Below are 17111 nucleotides of genomic sequence, written 5' to 3' on the forward strand. Positions count from 1 at the left end.
TTGTCGCGGTGGGGTGCAAAACTATGGTGATGCGGCTGTATCGAGACCGGGCTGTGGTTTTGCGCCAGCACAAGCTCGGCGAAGCCGACCGGATCGTCACCTTGCTCACCCGCGATCACGGCTTGGTTCGCGCGGTGGCGAAGGGTGTTCGTCGCACCCGCAGCAAATTCGGCGCACGGCTGGAGCCGTTCGCGCACATCGACGCGCAACTGCATCCCGGCCGCAATCTCGACATTGTCACCCAGGTGGTCTCGATCGACGCGTTCGCCACCGACATCGTCAGCGACTACGGCCGCTATACCTGCGGGTGCGCGATGCTGGAAACCGCTGAACGCCTCGCCGGTGAGGAGCGGGCCCCCGCCCCGGCCCTGCATCGGCTCACGGTGAGCGCGCTGCGGGCGGTGGCCGACGGCCGCCGGTCCCGGGACCTGCTGCTGGACGCCTACCTGCTGCGGGCCATGGGCATCGCCGGATGGGCGCCGGCGCTCAACGAGTGCGCGCGGTGCGCCACACCGGGGCCGCACCGGGCGTTTCATGTCGGCGCCGGGGGCAGCGTCTGCGGTCACTGCCGTCCGGCCGGTTCGACGACGCCGCCGCCGGGCGTGCTGGACCTGATGTCCGCGCTGCACGATGGTGATTGGGAGTTCGCCGAAAAGGCCACGCAATCGCATCGCAGCTACGTCAGCGGGCTGGTGGCCGCGCATCTGCAATGGCACCTGGAGCGGCAGCTCAAAACGTTGCCATTGGTGGAACGCGCGTATCACGTCGACCGCACCATCGCCGAACGACGCGCAGCAGCGCTGATCGAGCAGGATTTGGACTGTGGCTAGCCGGGCCGAGCGGAAGCTGGCCTCCGCCGTCTTCCCGCAGCTGCCTCCCGCCCCCGACGACTATCCGGTCTTCCCCGACAGGTCGACTTGGCCGGTGGTGTTCCCCGAGCTGCCGCCTGCTCCTGGCGGCGGTCCGAGCCGGCCGCCACAGCACATCTCGAAAGCGGCGGCGCCCCGGATCCCGGCCGATCGATTGCCCAACCATGTCGCGATCGTGATGGACGGCAACGGCCGGTGGGCCACTCAACGCGGATTGACCCGTACCGACGGCCACAAGGCGGGTGAAGCGGTCGTCATCGACATCGTTTGTGGCGCCATCGAAATCGGGATCAAGTGGCTCAGCCTCTACGCCTTCTCCACCGAAAACTGGAAGCGTTCACCCGATGAAGTACGCTTCCTCATGGGTTTCAACCGCGACGTGGTGCGCATGCGTCGCGTGAACCTCAAGACCATCGGGGTCAAGATCCGTTGGGTGGGGTCGCGTCCACGCCTGTGGCGCAGCGTGATCAATGAATTGGCGGTCGCGGAAGAGATGACGAAGGACAACGACGTCATCACCGTCAACTACTGCGTCAACTACGGTGGCCGCGCCGAAATCGCCGAGGCCACAAAAGAAATCGCGCGCTTGGCGGCCGCCGGCCGGCTGAACCCGGAGCGCGTCACCGAGGCGACGGTGGCGCAGCACCTGCAGCGACCAGACATCCCCGACGTCGACCTATTCTTGCGGAGCTCGGGGGAGCAGCGGTCCAGCAATTTCATGTTGTGGCAGGCCGCCTATGCCGAGTACATCTTCCAGGACAAACTGTGGCCCGACTACGACCGACGCGACCTGTGGGCGGCGTGTGAGGAATACGCCTCTCGCAACAGAAGATTCGGGAGCGCATAGTGGGGACCGGAAGCGCGGCGGAGCCGGGCGCATCGGGTCCTGACGAGGAGGATCCGATGCCATCACTGCAGGAACGTCTGGGGTCGGTGCTCGGCGAAGTCCTTCCGGTCGAAGAGGAAACCGACGGGGCGCTGACCGTCCGTCACGGGGGGACCATCGCCTCATTACGGGTGGTGAACATCGCCGACGACCTCGACCTGGTGTCGCTGACCCAGGTCGTGGCGTGGGATCTGCCGCTCACCAAGAAGGTCAGCGATCAGGTCGCCAGGCAGGCCCGTGAGAGCAACTTCGGCAGTGTGACGCTCGTCGAGAAGGTCAATGAGAAAGCCGTGCAACGCAATTCGGGCAAAGGCGCGGCCAAAAGTGCTGACGTGATGCTGCGCTACAACTTTCCCGGCGGCGGCCTGACCGACGACGCCCTGCGCACTCTGGTTCTGCTGGTGCTGGATTCGGGCGCCGGGATCCGTCGCGCATTGACGGGTTAGTGCTTTAGGACACCGCCGATTCGGTTAGCGCGACGGCTACCGGTCCCCGGGCGTTTTCCCCGACGTGGGTCTGCAGCAACGAGGCCAGGAGGCCTTGGTCGTGCAGCGCCGGTCGCGTCGAGTCCACGAACCGCTCGACGACCTCGACGAAGCGATCCGGGTCGTCCCTGAACGGCATGTGCCCGGCGTTTTCGAAGACGTCCAAGCGTGACCCGGGCATCGCCTCGTGGGCTATCCGGGCGTGTTCCACCGGGATCACCAAGTCGTCCTCGCCCCAGATCACCTGCACCGGAATGGGTTGCGCGAGATAACTTCGGTCCAGCATGGTGACGAATTGACCGCGTCCGTCCACCACCGAACGCAAGGTGCGCGCGAACGCCGACAATGCGCGCGGGTCCCGGAAGCCCTCGAGCAGATTCAGCGCGTCGACGACGTCGTGCCCGAGGTTGGTGGGGCCCAGCACGGTGGCCATGGCACGCCCGAACAGTCGGATCGTGGGCATCACGCCCGGCATGCGCAGCATGGCCAGGGCCTCGCTGCCCAACGGCATCGCCGCCAACCGCAGGGCCGCGCTGACCTCCTGGGCCACGCCACCGCTGCTGACCAGGACGATGCGCTCTACCAGTTGCGGGTACTGATAGGCGAATTGCATTGCGACACCGCCACCGAACGAATGCCCGACCACGGTGACGCGGTCGATGCCGAGCGCGGCAAGCAGGTCGCGCATGCCGTTCGCGAAGGCCGCCAACGAGTAGTCGGCGCGAGGTTTGTCGGACTCCCCGTGGCCGAGCAGATCCGGCGCGATGACCGTGAACCGCCGTGCGAGTTTGGCGTGTACCGGCTCCCATGCCGTGGACTTGTCACCGACGCCGTGAATCAGGAGAAGAGCAGGTCCCGACCCGGCGACCCGGAAGGCGCGTCGGTACCCGTGGATGGTGCGGAATTGCAGTGCCGGAGCCTCGACGTCGCGTACCGGCCGCAGATGGGGTGATGGGTGGTTCCGCATGGTGCTCTCACTTCCCTAGAGTTCCTGCTTGTCTCGGCCCGTGGGCCACTCATGGGTAGGAGCACGCGGCGGGCGCGTGTCGGACACTTTTTTGGCGGCTTTTTTCAGCCGTGCCGGGTTAGGTGTACTGCCCAGGCAGGTTGGTCAACCGTGTGATGGGTGGGACCTTTCCGATCGCTGAGTGTTGCCGGTGGTGATTGTAGGTGTGCAGCCAAGCCGGTAGGGCTGAGCGGCGGGTGCGTTCATTGGGGTAGTGCCTGGTAAAGGCCCATTCGGCGGCCATGGTGCGGTGGAATCTTTCGATTTTGCCGTTGGTCTGGGGACGGTAGGGCCTCGTCCGCTTGTGGAGAATGTTGAGTTCAGTGCAGGCGGCCTGCCAGGCGCGAGAGCGGTAGTAGGAGCCGTTGTCGGACAAGACGCTTGCGACGAGGACCCCGCGGGCTGCGAACCAATCCACCGCGCGACGTAGCACCGCGATGGCTGTTTGTGCGGTCTCGTCGTCGTGGATCTCGGCGTAAGCGACCCGGGAGTGGTCATCGATGACGGTATGGACAAAGGCATGTCCTAACAGCACGTCACGGTGTCGGTTGCGGGGCACATCCGGGGTTGCGGCGCGGTTCTTCTTGCCTTGGCCACGGCCAACGAATCGCCAACCCCCACCGGTGGGAATGTTGCCGAGCTTTTTGACATCGACATGGACCAGTGCACCAGGAAGATCATGTTCGTAGCGACGGATCGGCTCGCCAGTGCGGATATCGATGTGCGACAACCGGTTCAGCCGGCAGCGCACTAGCACCGCGTGCACCGTGGACGCCGACATCGACAACCTTGAGGCGATGGCGATCGTGAGAGTCGGTGCCGCCACCGCAACTCCACAATCCGGCGCACCATCACCTGCGACGTGCGATTCGGACTGTGATGAGGCCGGCTGGACCGATCGCTCATCCCGGTGGCACCCATCGCCGCGTACCGCGATGCCCAGCGTTTGGCGGTCGGCCAGGACACGTGAAAATACTCGGCGGCCCGAGAAATCGGCCAGCCCTCTTCAACGACACGGCGCGCGAGCAACAACCGCCCGCGCGGAGTCAAAACGGCATTAGCGTGGACCACGAAGGTCTCCTGTTCGTTGTGGGTGCAGTGGTAGCAGCTCCACTCCACGACAGGAGACCTTCACCCATCAACGACCGCTACAGCGTGTCGTCACACTTCCTCAACCAACCTGCCTGGGCAGTACAGTTAGGCCGGCTCGGGTCAACCTAGGCCCCGCACTGTGAACAAGTGCCGAAGATCTCGATGGTGTGGCTGACCTCGGAGTAGCCGTGCTTGGCGGCGACTTGCGCCGCCCACTCCTCGACCTCGTGGTCGCCGACTTCGATGGTGGAACCACAGCTGCGACAGACCAGATGGTGATGGTGGTGTTCGGAACACCTGCGGTAGACCGACTCACCGGTGTCGGTCCGCAGCGTGTCGACCAGTCCCGCCGCCGCCATGGATTGCAGTGTCCGGTAGACGGTGGTCAGCCCGATGTTCTCACCGCGACGGCGCAGCTCGTCGTGCAATTCCTGCGCCGAGCGGAAGTCGTCGAGCGTCTCCATCAGCGTCGAAATCGCCGCGCGCTGCCGGGTCGACCGGACACTCGCGCCGGTCAAAGCGTGTCCTCGCTCGCGTGCGCAACCGCGTCCACCACGATGTGCGCCAGGTGGTGGTCGGCAAGCCGGTACAGCACCTCGCGACCGGAGCGTTCGCCGGCGACGACGCCGGCGGCCTTGAGAATCTTCAGGTGCTGGCTCACCAGCGGCTGCGGCACTCCGAGCGCGTCGACCAGCTCGTGCACGCAGCGGTGGGATTCGCGCAGCTGCAGCACGATGGCGATCCGCACGGGTGCGGCCAGGGCTCGCAGCAGCTCGCCGGCGGCATCGAGGATCTCGCGCGGCGGCGGCACGGGGTAATCGGTCAGCGCGCCGGACCGGGTTCCGCCGTGCTCGTGGGCCACGACGCTCATGTCACCAGCGGTGGTGGGCATGGGGGAGGGGGACATCGTCATGGAGAGAGTCATCACCTCGGAAAAGTGCCAGGTCGTGGGCGGATCGGCCGGGAGGTCTCGCGGGCGGCCAAATTCCACTGTCACATGCGTGATGACGCATGTCAAAGACCGCGGCGCCGATCGTTACCATGACTGGTGCTCTGCGTGCGGCGGTCGATCGCCGCGCGCGCCGCTCAAACCCGGAAAGGGAGTGCACCACGCCGTGGCGTCCGTCATCGACACCGTAGTGAACCTGGCCAAACGGCGGGGCTTCGTCTTTCCCTCGGGCGAGATCTACGGCGGCACCCGCTCGGCGTGGGACTACGGCCCGCTTGGAGTGGAGTTCAAGGAGAACATCAAACGGCAGTGGTGGCGGTCGGTGGTGACCGGCCGAGATGACGTCGTGGGAATCGATTCATCGATCATCCTGCCGCGACAGGTCTGGGTGGCGTCCGGCCATGTCGAGGTCTTCCATGACCCGCTGGTCGAGTGCCTGAACTGCCACCACCGGCATCGTCAGGACCATCTGCGGGAGGCTTACGCGGCCAAGAAGGGGATCGACGACGCCGACACGGTGCCGATGACCGAGATCGTCTGTCCAGATTGCGGCACCAAGGGGCAGTGGACGGAGCCGCGCGAGTTCAACATGATGCTGAAAACCCACCTCGGGCCCATCGAGACCGAGGAGGGGCTGCACTATCTGCGTCCGGAGACCGCGCAGGGCATCTTCGTCAACTTCGCCAACGTCGTCACCACGGCCCGTAAGAAGCCCCCCTTCGGTATCGGCCAGATCGGCAAGAGCTTTCGCAACGAGATCACGCCGGGCAACTTCATATTCCGAACGCGCGAATTCGAGCAAATGGAAATGGAGTTCTTTGTGGAGCCTTCTACCGCGAAGGAATGGCACCAGTATTGGATCGACACCCGGCTGCAATGGTATGTCGACCTGGGTATCGATCCGGAGAATCTGCGGCTCTTCGAGCACCCCGCCGAGAAGCTTTCGCATTACTCCGATCGCACCGTCGACATCGAGTACAAGTTCGGGTTCGCCGGCAACCCCTGGGGCGAGCTGGAAGGCGTCGCAAACCGTACCGATTTCGATTTGTCGACGCACGCAAAGCATTCCGGCGCCGACCTGTCCTACTACGACCAAGTCACCGACACGCGCTACACCCCGTATGTCATCGAACCGGCCGCCGGCCTGACGCGCTCCTTCATGGCGTTTTTGATCGACGCCTACACCGAGGACCAGGCCCCGAACGCCAAGGGCGTCATGGAGAAGCGCACGCTGCTCCGGCTGGACCCGCGGCTGGCTCCGGTCAAAGCCGCGGTGCTGCCGCTGTCCCGGCACGCCGACTTGAGCCCCAAGGCTCGTGATCTCGCCGCCGAATTGCGGACCTGCTGGAACATCGATTTCGACGACGCGGGCGCGATCGGGCGCCGCTACCGGCGCCAGGACGAGGTCGGGACGCCGTTCTGCGTGACCGTGGATTTCGATTCCCTGGAAGACAACGCAGTCACTGTGCGTCAGCGCGACGACATGACACAAGAGCGCGTCCCGATGAACGCCGTGGCCGACTATCTGGCCGCTCGGCTGAAGGGGTGCTAACCAGCGCCGACGCCACGCTTGTTCGCATTCTCATGGCACCTGTCCGGCTAGTCGGCGCGGCCGCCACGCCGACGTATTAAACGTTTGATAAAAAGCTGCTTCTGGGTAGCCGATTGCCTTAGGCTCGTAAAGCGAATGTTGCTCACGTGTGTAGTCGGCATGGGTGGGTGTCGGGTTCGTGTGCGTGTAGTGGGTGCCGTTGACTCGGTCGGTGGGTTGGGGATGTCGTGATTCCAGCTTTTCTTTTCTTCCCCCCCGAGATCAACTCTGCGCTGATGTATGGCGGCGCCGGACCCGGCCCATTGTTGACGGCGGCCGCGGCCTGGGAAGCATTGGCGGCCGACTTGGCGTCCGCCGCGGCGTCGTTCGAGTCGGTCGTGACGGGCGTGGCCTCCGGTCCCTGGACCGGTCCGTCTTCGGCGGCGATGCTGGCGGCATCGACGCCCTATCTGCAGTGGCTGATCTCGGCGGCGGGGCAAGCCGAGATGGCGGCCGCCCAGGCGTCCGCGGCGGCGGCGGCCTACGAGGCGGCGTTCATGGCCACGGTGCCCACCCCGGCGGTCCTGGCGAACCGCATCCGGTTGCTCGCGCTGATCGCGACGAATTTCTTCGGCCAGAACACCCCGGCGATCGCGATGACCGAAATCGAGTACATGGAGATGTGGGCCCAGGATGTGGCCGCCATGGTGGGCTATCACATCGAGGCGCAAACAGTCGCGGCGACGCTGCCGGCGTTCAGCGTCCCGCCAACGCTCCTGAGCGGATTGGCGAGCTTGGTGACGGCGCCGCTGAGCTTCGTGTCCCAGGCTTTCGGGGCCTTGGGCACCGCATTCGTGTCGGAGCTGCAGTCGGTGCTGGGGGCGTTCTTCCCCGGCCTCTCGTCGGTGACGTCGTTGCTGTCGTCGATGCCGGTGACGACGATGACCGCGCTGGCGCCGATCGGGATGTACCCGGCGAGCGCACTGATGTCTCCGATGATGGTGCTGGCCCACAGCGCGGGACCCGTCGCGCCTGCGGCGGCCGGCGTCACCGCGGTGGCCGCGGAAGCGCCGCAGGCCGTCGCGGGCGGCGTCCAAGGGCTGCAGTCGGCCGGCGGGTTGGGCGTTGCGACCGCTGGGTTGGGCACTGCGCGGTTCGTAGGGTCGATCACCGTCCCGCCGACCTGGGAGGGGTCGATGCCGGTGCCGGCGGTCCTGACCAGTCTTGCCGTGCCGGCCCTGGGCGCCCAGCTGCCGACGCCGATCGCGACCGGGGGAACGTCGTCCGCGTCATCCACGGCCGCAGGTTCCACCCCTGCCATGGCGATGGCGGTGGAAGATCGGGGCGCCGAGGACAAGAAGACCGACAAACGAGGGCGCCGCGGCGGCGAGAATCCACACGTAGTGCAGTCGCGGCCGAAGGTGGTGCCGCGCACGAAGGGCGGCTAGGGCGGCACCGAATTTATTTCCATCAGCGCCCGTTTATTCGCGTCGGCCCACCCTCTGTGGCTCGGGCCCGGACCTGGGCGTACGCTCCCCATAAGCAAATGCACGCTTTTCCGGTATTTGTTTCAGATTTGGCTTACGATGTGGCTGCTTGGATGTTATTGGGTTCGGCCACAGCGTCCGACAAACGGCTGTGGAAGGGGGCAACATGCTTTTGCCTCTTGGTCCGCCGCTACCAGATGACTCGGTGTCGGCGGTTCGGGGTGAGTCGGGGATGCTCGGTGGCCTGTCGGTTCCGCTCAAGTGGGGCGTGGCCGTGCCGCCGGATGACTACGACCACTGGGCACCGAAGCCGGATGTGAGCGCCGACGCCGGCGACACGGTAGCCGACGTCCCGGCTCCGGCCGTGGTCGCGGACCCCAATCAGTGGAACGACTGGCAGCGGTGGGAAGGCGAGACCGAACCCCACTTCGAAATCCCACGCACCGGCGGTGTGATACCGCATTCACCGGCCGCCGGCTGACCGCTGGCCGCACGCGAGCGGCTCAGAATCGGCCGCCGCCACCCATGAAGCCGCCCCCTCCCGACGAGCCGCCGAATGACGTCGGACTCCAGCCGCCGGACCCTCCCCGCATGCCTCCACCGAGCACATTGCCGATGATGATTCCGCCCAGCATCGCGCCCATGTCGCTGCCGCTGCCACGGGTGAAGGTGCGCTGAGCCGATTGCACGTCGGCGTTGGCCAACGCCTGTGCCTGGGCGGCCAGCGTCGACGCCGCGTTGGCGTGGGAGATCGCTTCGGTCGGGTTGGTTGCCCGCTTGTCCCGTGCGGCCTGCAGGTGCCGCTGACCTTCGGCGAGCCGGGTCCTGGCCTCCGGACCGACGCTACCGCGGCGGGTGTCGATGTAGTCGGAGACCGCCCGTACCCGGGACTCCGCGGTGAACAACGCCTGCTCCAAGGACCGGTTGAGCTGCTCCGCGGCGGCCTGCTCTTGGGCCAGAGTCACCAGCAGACCGTTGAGGTCGGCATCCGCCTTGGCCAACTGCGCGAACGCGCCCAGCGGGTCGGTGGATGCCAAGGCCCGCGCGACGTCGACTGCCCGGGCGGCCGCATCGCGCGCCGCGATCAGGCCGGTGTGCGCGGGCGTGGCAGGACGCGCTTTCTGCAGGAACTCGTTGGCGCGCTTGATGTCCGCCTGAATGACGGCCATGGTCGACGGCAGCCGATCGATGGCGTGTTGGATGTCGGTGGCCGCATTGTCCACCGAGTCGAGCAGAGCCCGCGCCTGTCCGAGCGCGGACTCGGCGGCACGGATGGCGTCCACCAAACCGGCCTGCCGGCCGCTGACGGCTTGGGCGGCCAGATCCCTTGCTGTGCTGATGTTGCGGTCGGCGAATGCGAGCCGCTCCTTGGCCGCCGTGACGTTGCCGGACACCGAAGTCAATGCGGCAGCATCGAATTGGTCATGCAACTCGGCCAGCCGCTGCTCTGAAGGGTCGATGCGGGAGGTGAGCTCGACGTATTGCTGGGTGAGCCCGTCGAGGCGCGACGATGCGTTGATCACCAGATCGCGCAGGTTCTCGAACGCTTCGGCTTGGGACTCCAATTCGCGGTCCGCGCGCGCCGCCGACACGACTACCCGGGTGAGCAGCTCGCGGCGCTGCCCGGGCGTCTCGGGCATGCTGTCGTCGAGCTGCTGGCGGACCGTGAATGCTTGGGAGAGGGCGGCTTTGGCGTTGTCCAGTGCATTAGTGAACGGCTGGGTCCGGTCCGCCCCGAACTCGGCGATCGCCAGGTCGAGTTCATTCGAGCTGGTTCGAACGGCGTTGTCGACATCCACCACCAGCTCGCGGGACAGGTCATCGAGGGCTTGCAGGGGCACGGCGGCCAGCGCTTGTGAGTCGGTGGGGTCAACCCGCCGGGCCGCGGCCAATCCGGCCGCGCGCCGTCGGCGACCGCGGTATCGCATGACCAACAGCAAGGCCGCCAGGGCGAGGAGAATGGCGGCCAGCGTGATCAGCAGGGCCACCCGCCCCGACGAGCCGGGCGACACGTTGAGCCCGTTCGCCGCCGCGACCGCTGCGCCGCTCCAGTCGCCGTTGTGCAGCGCGGGTTCGATTTTATTGTGCCGCAAGTCATCGACCTGATGTGCGGTGACGTTCTTGACGGTCGACGGCACCAGGAACGCGTACGCGCGGCCGGTGGTCGCGACGGCCAGCAGGGCGTCGTAGTTGCCCAGATCGCTGGAACGCATCGTGTTCTGTGCCCAGTTCAGCGCGCTCTGTCCGGAGAAGTCGTCGACGTAGACCACCCACAGCCTGATGTGGCGATCCGTATACAGCCTGTCCACCGCCGACGTCACCGCGGCGCGCCCGGAGTCCGACAGGACGCCCGCGTTGTCGGTGACGTAACCCGCCAACCGGAAGGGCGGTTGCGCGCCGGCCGTGGGGGCCACGAGCAGGCCGCCGCCCAGACCGATCGCCAGGATCATCGCGATCACGCCGAGCAGGCGAGCAGTGCGCATGACGCCAATTTAGCCCCGCGACAACGCGGCCAAATGGCGGTGCACGGCAGCGGTCCTTTGCCCGGCATTCCCTGGCAGACTGTGCGTCGGTGACCACGAATCGGCAAGACCCATACGACGACTTCGACCGTCAACGGCGGGTACGCGAAGCGCCGAAGACTGCCGGTTTGCCGGGAACGGAAGGCCAGCACCGCAGCGATTTCGCCCGGGACCGTGCCCGGGTGCTGCACAGCGCCGCGTTGCGGCGGTTGGCCGACAAGACTCAGGTTGTCGGGCCGCGCGAAGGTGACACGCCGCGGACCCGGTTGACGCATTCACTGGAGGTCGCCCAGATCGGTCGGGGGATGGCGGTCGGCTTGGGCTGTGACCTTGACCTGGTTGAGCTGGCCGGCCTGGCCCACGATATCGGCCATCCGCCCTACGGGCACAACGGCGAGCGGGCTCTCGATGAGGTCGCCGCCGACCACGGCGGTTTTGAGGGCAACGCCCAGAATTTTCGCATCCTGACCAGCCTCGAGCCGAAAGTGCTTGACGAGCAAGGCAATAGCGCGGGGCTGAACCTGACCCGCGCATCCCTGGACGCGGTCACCAAATATCCGTGGTTCCGTCGTGGACAACAGCGCAAGTTCGGGTTCTACGACGAGGACCGGGAGCCAGCGGCCTGGGTGCGCGCCGGCGCGCCGGAGGGCCGAATGTGCCTGGAAGCGCAGGTGATGGACTGGGCCGACGACATCGCGTATTCGGTGCACGATGTCGAGGACGGTGTCGTCTCTCAGCGCATCGATCTGCGCGTGCTGGCCGACGACGACGAGGCGGCCGCGCTCGCCAAACTGGGCGAGAGCGAATTCTCCAGGGTCAGCGCCGACGACTTCATGGCCGCCGCGGGGCGGCTCTCCGGACTGCCGGTGGTCGCCGCGGTCGGCAAGTACGACGCCACCCTCGCGGCGTCGGTGGCGCTCAAGCGGCTCACCAGCGAACTGGTCGGCAGATTCGCCTCGGCGGCCATCGCCACAACACGCGCCGCGGCCGGTCCAGGGCCGCTGGTGCGCTACCGCGCCGACTTGCTGGTGCCCGACCTGGTGCGCGCCGAGGTCGCCCTCCTGAAAATCCTGGCGCTGCAGTTCATCATGTCCGATCCGCGCCATCTGGGCACCCAGGCCCTGCAGCGCGAACGGATCCGCCGGGTGGCGCAATGGCTGTATTTCGGGGCGCCGCAGACGCTCGACCCGGTCTTCGCCGCGGCGTTCACCACCGCGGCCGACGACCGCGCCCGGCTCCGGGTCATCGTCGACCAGATCGCCTCGTACACCGAGGGGCGGCTGGAACGCATCGACGCGCGCCAGGCCACCGGTTAGCCGCCAGTCATCCCTCGGCAGCGCCGTCGCCACCGCGGACTAGGCTCCGCTCATGACCAAATTCAGCGGTATCGCCACCCTCGCGGTGGGGCTTCCCGTCGTCGCCATGACCGCCTGCAGCTCACCCCAACATGCGAGCACCCAGCCCGGCACCACCCCTGCCGTCAAGAGCGCCCCGCCGGCGTCGTCGGGCGAGACGACGACCCCGGCGCCCAACGGCGAATCGCTCAGCGCGCAATTGAAGACGCCGGACGGGCGGTCCGTCGCCACGGCGACGTTCGACTTCACCGGCGGGTACGTCACCGTCACGGTCAAGACGGTGGCCGGCGGCATCCTGTCGCCGGGCTTCCACGGCCTGCACATCCACGAGATCGGCAAGTGCGAGCCCAACTCCGTCGCCCCGACCGGTGGCCCGCCCGGCAACTTCCTGTCCGCCGGCGGCCACTACAACGCGCCCGGGCACACCGGCAAGCCCGAGAGCGGCGACCTGACCTCGCTCGAGGTGCGTTCGGACGGCTCGGCCTACCTGGTCACCACCACCGATTCCTTCACCAGGGACGTCCTCGTGGGCGGCCAGGGCAAAGCCTTGATGCTGCACGGCGCCGAAGACACCGACAACGCCATGGAACGGGTGGCATGCGGCGTCATCGGAACCGGATAGCCGGCCGGCTGCGCGCTCTAGACTGAGCCGATGTCCAGCCCGGCAGGTTCGTGGGGTCACCACCCGCGCGCGGGGGACGATGATGCCCGGCCGAGGGGCCGGGGCCGGATTCCCGATCGGGACATCGCCGCCATTCGCGAGCGGGTCCGCATCGACGAAGTCATCGGTGACTATGTCCAATTGCGGCGCGCCGGTGCCGATTCCCTCAAGGGGCTGTGTCCCTTTCACGACGAGAAGTCGCCGTCGTTCCACGTTCGCCCCAACCACGGACACTTTCACTGCTTCGGCTGCGGCGAAGGCGGCGACGTCTACGCGTTCATCCAGAAGATCGAACACGTCACCTTCGTCGAGGCGGTCGAGCTGCTCGCTGACCGGATCGGCCACACCATCAGCTACACCGGGCCGGCGACCAGCGTGCAGCGCGATCGCGGGAGCCGCAGCAGACTGGTCGCGGCCAACGCGGCCGCGGCGGAGTTCTACGCCGCGGCGCTAGAATCTGACGAGGCCGCGCCGGCCCGCCAGTATCTGACGGAGCGGAATTTCGACGCGGAGGCGGCCCGCCGCTTCGGCTGCGGATTCGCCCCGTCGGGATGGGACTCGCTGACGAAACATCTGGTGCGCAAGGGTTTCGAGTTCAAGGAGCTGGAAGCGGCCGGCCTCTCGCGGCAGGGCCGCCGCGGCCCGATCGACCGCTTTCACCGCCGGTTGCTGTGGCCGATTCGCACCGCGGCCGGCGAGGTGATCGGGTTCGGCGCCCGCCGGTTGTTCGACGACGATCCGATGGAAGCCAAGTACATCAACACGCCCGAGACGTTGCTGTATAAGAAATCGTCGGTGATGTTCGGTATCGATCTGGCCAAGCGCGACATCGCCAAGGGGCATCAGGCGGTCGTCGTCGAGGGCTACACCGACGTGATGGCCATGCATCTGGCCGGAGTCACCACCGCGGTGGCGTCCTGCGGCACCGCGTTCGGCGACGAGCATCTGGCGATGCTGCGCCGGCTGATGATGGACGACAGTTTCTTCCGCGGCGAGCTGATCTACGTTTTCGACGGTGACGCGGCCGGGCGCGCGGCGGCGCTCAAGGCCTTCGGCGGTGAGCAGAACCTCGCCGGACAGTCGTTCGTCGCGGTCGCCCCGGACGGCATGGATCCCTGCGACCTGCGGTTGAGATCGGGCGACGGCGCGCTGCGCGACCTGGTGGCGCGGCGCACCCCCTTGTTCGAATTCGCGATCCGCACCGCGATAGCCGAGATGGATCTGGACAGCGCCGAGGGCAGGGTGGCCGCGCTGCGGCGCTGCGTGCCGATGGTGAGCCAGATCAAAGACCCCACGCTGCGCGACGAGTACGCCCGCCAGCTCGCGGGCTGGGTCGGCTGGGACGACGTGGCCCAGGTCGTCGACCGGGTGCGCAGCCAGGCCAAGAAGGCCCCGGCCCCGGCCCGGGGCTCGGCCCCCAGTGCCCCCCGCCGCCCCGCGCAGCAGTCCCGGGCCGCGGCCGCGACCCCTGCGGCCCGCCCCGCCGCCACGCGCCCGGACCCGCGCGACCCGACCCTGTGGCCGCAGCGCGAGGCGCTCAAGTCCGCGTTGCAGTACCCGGCACTGGCCGGTCCGGTATTCGACACGCTGACGGTCGAGAGCTTCACCCATCCCGGCTATGCCGCCGTGCGCGCGGCCATCGAGGCCGCCGGCGGAACGTCGAGCGGCGTCACCGGGGGGCAGTGGATCGATGCGGTGCGCCAGCGGGCGGGATCGGACCTGACCGCGGGGCTGATCAGCGAGCTGGGTGTGGAGGCCGTCCAGGTGGACGACGAGAAGCTACCGCGCTACATCGCGGGCGTGCTGGCCCGATTGCAGGAGGTCTGGATGGGCCGGCAGATCGCCGAGGTGAAGTCCAAGCTGCAGCGCATGTCGCCGATCGAGCAGGGCGACGAGTACCACGCGCTGTTCGGCGATCTGGTCGCGATGGAGGCCTACCGGCGCAGCCTGCTGGAACAGGCTAGCGGCGACGATCTGACGATGTGAGGGCCTCGTCGGCCGCCCGCTCCATGATGGCCGTCTGGTCGTCGATGTCGGCGACGGTCACAAAGCCGGCGTCGGGGGAGATCCGATTCGCGACCTTGCGGCGCCCCCCTTCGATCATCGACTTGGCCACGGGACTGCTGGTCAGCGCCCGATAGGTGCCGACGATCTGCTCGTAGCGGCGGCGCCCCGCCTTCGAGCCCAGCACGTAACCCAGTCCGAGCACCACGACATACCGGATCAAAAGCGTTCCTCCCGACTATCGACCATCCCATCCTGCCTCACGCGGCCCGGTGCGTGCGCGCCCGATCCGTCCCTGTCCAGTTGGGTGCGGTTATGCCAGTACGCTAGAGTCGTCCCGCGATCGTGTTGATCCCCTGTAGCTCAATTGGCAGAGCGTTCGGCTGTTAACCGATAGGTTCCTGGTTCGAGTCCAGGCGGGGGAGCAAGGTTGAGACGCAGTGTCCGGCGCTCCCCGTTGGCGACGGTGGCGGCAGCGGTGACTGGTTTTAGAAGATCCCCAGCGTCGAGCCGGTAAATCTGCAGACAAAGCGCGAGTGCAGGCCCGCGGGGTTACAGCCTCAGCCGAACGACCCCGGGGACGCCACACCGGAGGGCCGCTAGTCGTACGCCGGGGTCCACACCGCGTCGAGGACGGCCTGGCGCGGGTCGGCGTGCGTTCGCGTCGCCACCTGGTCAGTGACGGCGGCGTGATAGACGGCTTCGGCGACCGCCGTCGAAATGGCGCGCAAGTCCTTGACGTCAGGCAGCAACGAGTCCCCCGGATGGGACGGGCTCGCCTGTTCCACAACGGCTTTCGCGGCGGCCTGCAGCATTGCCTTGGTGAGCAGCCGCGCCCCGGCCACGATCATGCCCAGTCCGATTCCGGGGAACACCAGCACGTTGTTGGCCTGCCCGATCGTGTAGGTGGTGCCGTCGAATTCGATCGGCGCGACGGGGGTGCCGGTGGTGATCAGCGCCTTGCCGTCGGACCACTGCAGCACGTCGGCCGGCATGGCTTCCATCCGCGAGGTCGGATTGGACAGCGGGAAGATCATCGGGCGATCGCAGGACGCGGTCATGGCCTGCACGACCTTCTCGGTGAAGGCGCCGAACACGGTCGAAGAGCCCAGCAGGATGGAGGGGGAGGCCAGCTTGATGGCGTCCACCAAGCCCACCCGGTTCCCGGGAGCCACACCGAGCTCGGCACGGTTCTTCGCATAGGGCACCTGGAAATCCCGCAGATCGTCCATGTCGTCGAACAGCAGGCCCTGCCTGTCGATCGGCCAAATCTGCCCCGTGGCCTGCTCGAGGGACGCACCGTCGGCCACCATGGCGTCGCGGATCTGGTCGGCCACCCCGATCCCGGCGGTCCCGGCCCCGAAGACGATCACCCGCTGGTCGCGCATCGGCACCCCAGTGAGATGGCACCCGCCGTACACCGCCGCCACCACCACCGCGCCAGTGCCCTGGATGTCGTCGTTGAACACGCAGTACTTTTCGCCGTAGTCGTGCAGGATCCGTCGCGCGTTCAACGGCCCGAAGTCCTCGAAATGCAGGATCGCCCGCGGGAAGAGTCGGTGCGCGATTTCGATGTAGCGGTTGACGAACCCGTCGTACTCCTCGCCGCGGGCTCGCGCGTGCCGGTTGCCCAGATAGAACGGGTCCTGCAGCAGCTGTTCGTTGTTGGTGCCGACGTCGAGGGAGACCGCGATGCAGCGGCGCGGGTCGATGCCACCGCCGGCGGTGTAGAGCGCCAACTTGCCCACCGCGATCTGGATGCCGCCGACGCCCCAGTCGCCGATGCCCAGGATGGCCTCGGCGTCCGTGCACACGATCAGGTCCACGTCGTCGGGTTCCAGCCCGAAAGTTTCGAAGGCAGCCTCGATGTCGTCGGGCTCGTCGATGCTCAGAAAAAGCCCCCGCTGTCCGCGGTATTCGTCCGAGAACCGTTGAATGGCCTCTCCGACGGTCGGCGTGTAGACCACCGGCATCAGCTCGGGCAGATGATCTTCCAGCACCTTGTAGTAGAGCAGCTCGTGGCGGTAATGCAACTGCTCCAATAACAGGTTGCGGCCCAGATCCGTTGCCAGGCTTTGCAATTGATGCCATACCCGGTCTGCCTGTTCGTCGAGCGTCAGCACCGCCGACGGAAGTCGTCCGGTCAGCCCCAGCTGCCGCCGCTGCTCATGGGTGAAGCCGACTCCCCGGTTCAGGCTCGGCGCCGCCAGCGCCGGCGGTATCCGCGGCGCGTGCGCGTCGTACATCGCTACCCCACCTCCGGT

At 67.1% G+C, this 17111-nt stretch carries 15 protein-coding genes, 1 tRNA gene and 1 pseudogene; 10 read left to right on the forward strand and 7 right to left on the reverse strand.

Translation table 11 applies throughout. From position 1 onward, the window contains the following. Window positions 1-29 precede the first annotated feature (29 nt). The 3 genes from recO to ACEL92_RS09835 are packed head-to-tail and all read left to right on the forward strand — an operon-like array spanning window position 30 to window position 2201. Entirely contained in the window at window positions 30-830 is an 801-nt protein-coding gene (recO, locus tag ACEL92_RS09825; protein WP_374025380.1) for a DNA repair protein RecO, read from the forward strand. Beyond that, on the forward strand, window positions 823-1716 hold the full coding sequence (locus ACEL92_RS09830; protein WP_374025381.1) for a decaprenyl diphosphate synthase: 894 nt from the start codon (window positions 823-825) through the stop codon (window positions 1714-1716). Before recO ends, ACEL92_RS09830 begins: the two co-directional genes overlap by 8 nt. A gap of 56 nt (window positions 1717-1772) precedes the next feature. Further along, window positions 1773-2201, forward strand: coding sequence for a hypothetical protein (locus ACEL92_RS09835; protein WP_374025382.1), 429 nt, complete (start codon window positions 1773-1775; stop codon window positions 2199-2201). A 4-nt stretch (window positions 2202-2205) separates the two neighbouring features. Here the strand turns inward: ACEL92_RS09835 and ACEL92_RS09840 are convergent, their stop codons facing one another. From ACEL92_RS09840 to ACEL92_RS09855, 4 genes and pseudogenes are all read right to left on the reverse strand, one after another. After that, window positions 2206-3207 carry an alpha/beta fold hydrolase gene (locus tag ACEL92_RS09840; RefSeq protein WP_374025383.1) on the reverse strand — a complete coding sequence of 334 codons (1002 nt, stop codon included), beginning with the start codon at window positions 3205-3207 and terminating at the stop codon, window positions 2206-2208. A 118-nt stretch (window positions 3208-3325) separates the two neighbouring features. Further along, window positions 3326-4317: pseudogene (locus tag ACEL92_RS09845) on the reverse strand (IS481 family transposase). Window positions 4318-4463: 146 nt separating this feature from the next. Next, entirely contained in the window at window positions 4464-4856 is a 393-nt protein-coding gene (locus ACEL92_RS09850) for a Fur family transcriptional regulator (RefSeq protein WP_374025384.1), read from the reverse strand. Next, window positions 4853-5209, reverse strand: a complete 357-nt coding sequence (locus tag ACEL92_RS09855; protein ID WP_374026158.1) for an ArsR/SmtB family transcription factor — start codon at window positions 5207-5209, stop codon at window positions 4853-4855. Before ACEL92_RS09855 ends, ACEL92_RS09850 begins: the two co-directional genes overlap by 4 nt. Window positions 5210-5441: 232 nt before the next feature. Here ACEL92_RS09855 and ACEL92_RS09860 point away from each other — a divergent pair, with 232 nt between their 5' ends. The 3 genes from ACEL92_RS09860 (at window position 5442) to ACEL92_RS09870 (ending at window position 8786) form a co-directional block, all read left to right on the forward strand. Continuing rightward, complete coding sequence (locus ACEL92_RS09860; protein ID WP_374025385.1) at window positions 5442-6839, forward strand: glycine--tRNA ligase; 1398 nt, start codon at window positions 5442-5444, stop codon at window positions 6837-6839. A 227-nt stretch (window positions 6840-7066) separates the two neighbouring features. Next, window positions 7067-8266, forward strand: coding sequence for a PPE family protein (locus ACEL92_RS09865; protein WP_374025386.1), 1200 nt, complete (start codon window positions 7067-7069; stop codon window positions 8264-8266). A gap of 271 nt (window positions 8267-8537) precedes the next feature. Further along, complete coding sequence (locus tag ACEL92_RS09870) at window positions 8538-8786, forward strand: hypothetical protein (protein WP_374026159.1); 249 nt, start codon at window positions 8538-8540, stop codon at window positions 8784-8786. Between the two features lie 22 nt (window positions 8787-8808). On the opposite strand, the gene ACEL92_RS09875 is transcribed toward ACEL92_RS09870, so the two are convergent. After that, window positions 8809-10788, reverse strand: coding sequence for a TPM domain-containing protein (locus tag ACEL92_RS09875; protein WP_374025387.1), 1980 nt, complete (start codon window positions 10786-10788; stop codon window positions 8809-8811). A gap of 89 nt (window positions 10789-10877) precedes the next feature. On the opposite strand from ACEL92_RS09875, the gene ACEL92_RS09880 reads away from it, so the two are divergent. Genes ACEL92_RS09880 through dnaG form a run of 3 tightly spaced genes read left to right on the forward strand, consistent with a single transcriptional unit; the run spans window position 10878 to window position 14829 of the window. Continuing rightward, window positions 10878-12143, forward strand: coding sequence for a deoxyguanosinetriphosphate triphosphohydrolase (locus ACEL92_RS09880; protein WP_374025388.1), 1266 nt, complete (start codon window positions 10878-10880; stop codon window positions 12141-12143). Window positions 12144-12195: 52 nt separating this feature from the next. Continuing rightward, on the forward strand, window positions 12196-12804 hold the full coding sequence (locus ACEL92_RS09885; RefSeq protein WP_374025389.1) for a superoxide dismutase family protein: 609 nt from the start codon (window positions 12196-12198) through the stop codon (window positions 12802-12804). Between the two features lie 30 nt (window positions 12805-12834). Further along, complete coding sequence (gene dnaG / locus ACEL92_RS09890; protein WP_374025390.1) at window positions 12835-14829, forward strand: DNA primase; 1995 nt, start codon at window positions 12835-12837, stop codon at window positions 14827-14829. Here the strand turns inward: dnaG and ACEL92_RS09895 are convergent. Continuing rightward, window positions 14804-15070: a hypothetical protein gene (locus ACEL92_RS09895; protein ID WP_374025391.1), complete on the reverse strand. Its 267-nt coding sequence runs from the start codon at window positions 15068-15070 to the stop codon at window positions 14804-14806. The genes dnaG and ACEL92_RS09895 overlap by 26 nt on opposite strands. 129 nt (window positions 15071-15199) lie before the next feature. Between ACEL92_RS09895 and ACEL92_RS09900 the strand changes: the two genes are divergently transcribed. Further along, window positions 15200-15272 (forward strand) — tRNA-Asn (locus ACEL92_RS09900). Between the two features lie 174 nt (window positions 15273-15446). Here ACEL92_RS09900 and ACEL92_RS09905 read toward each other — a convergent pair. Further along, a complete protein-coding gene (locus ACEL92_RS09905; protein WP_374025392.1) occupies window positions 15447-17093 on the reverse strand; it encodes an NAD-dependent malic enzyme in 1647 nt (548 codons plus the stop codon). Window positions 17094-17111 lie beyond the last annotated feature (18 nt).

It is taken from the genome of Mycobacterium hainanense, from assembly GCF_041890355.1.
In the GTDB taxonomy this organism is placed as follows: Bacteria; Actinomycetota; Actinomycetes; order Mycobacteriales; family Mycobacteriaceae; genus Mycobacterium; species Mycobacterium hainanense.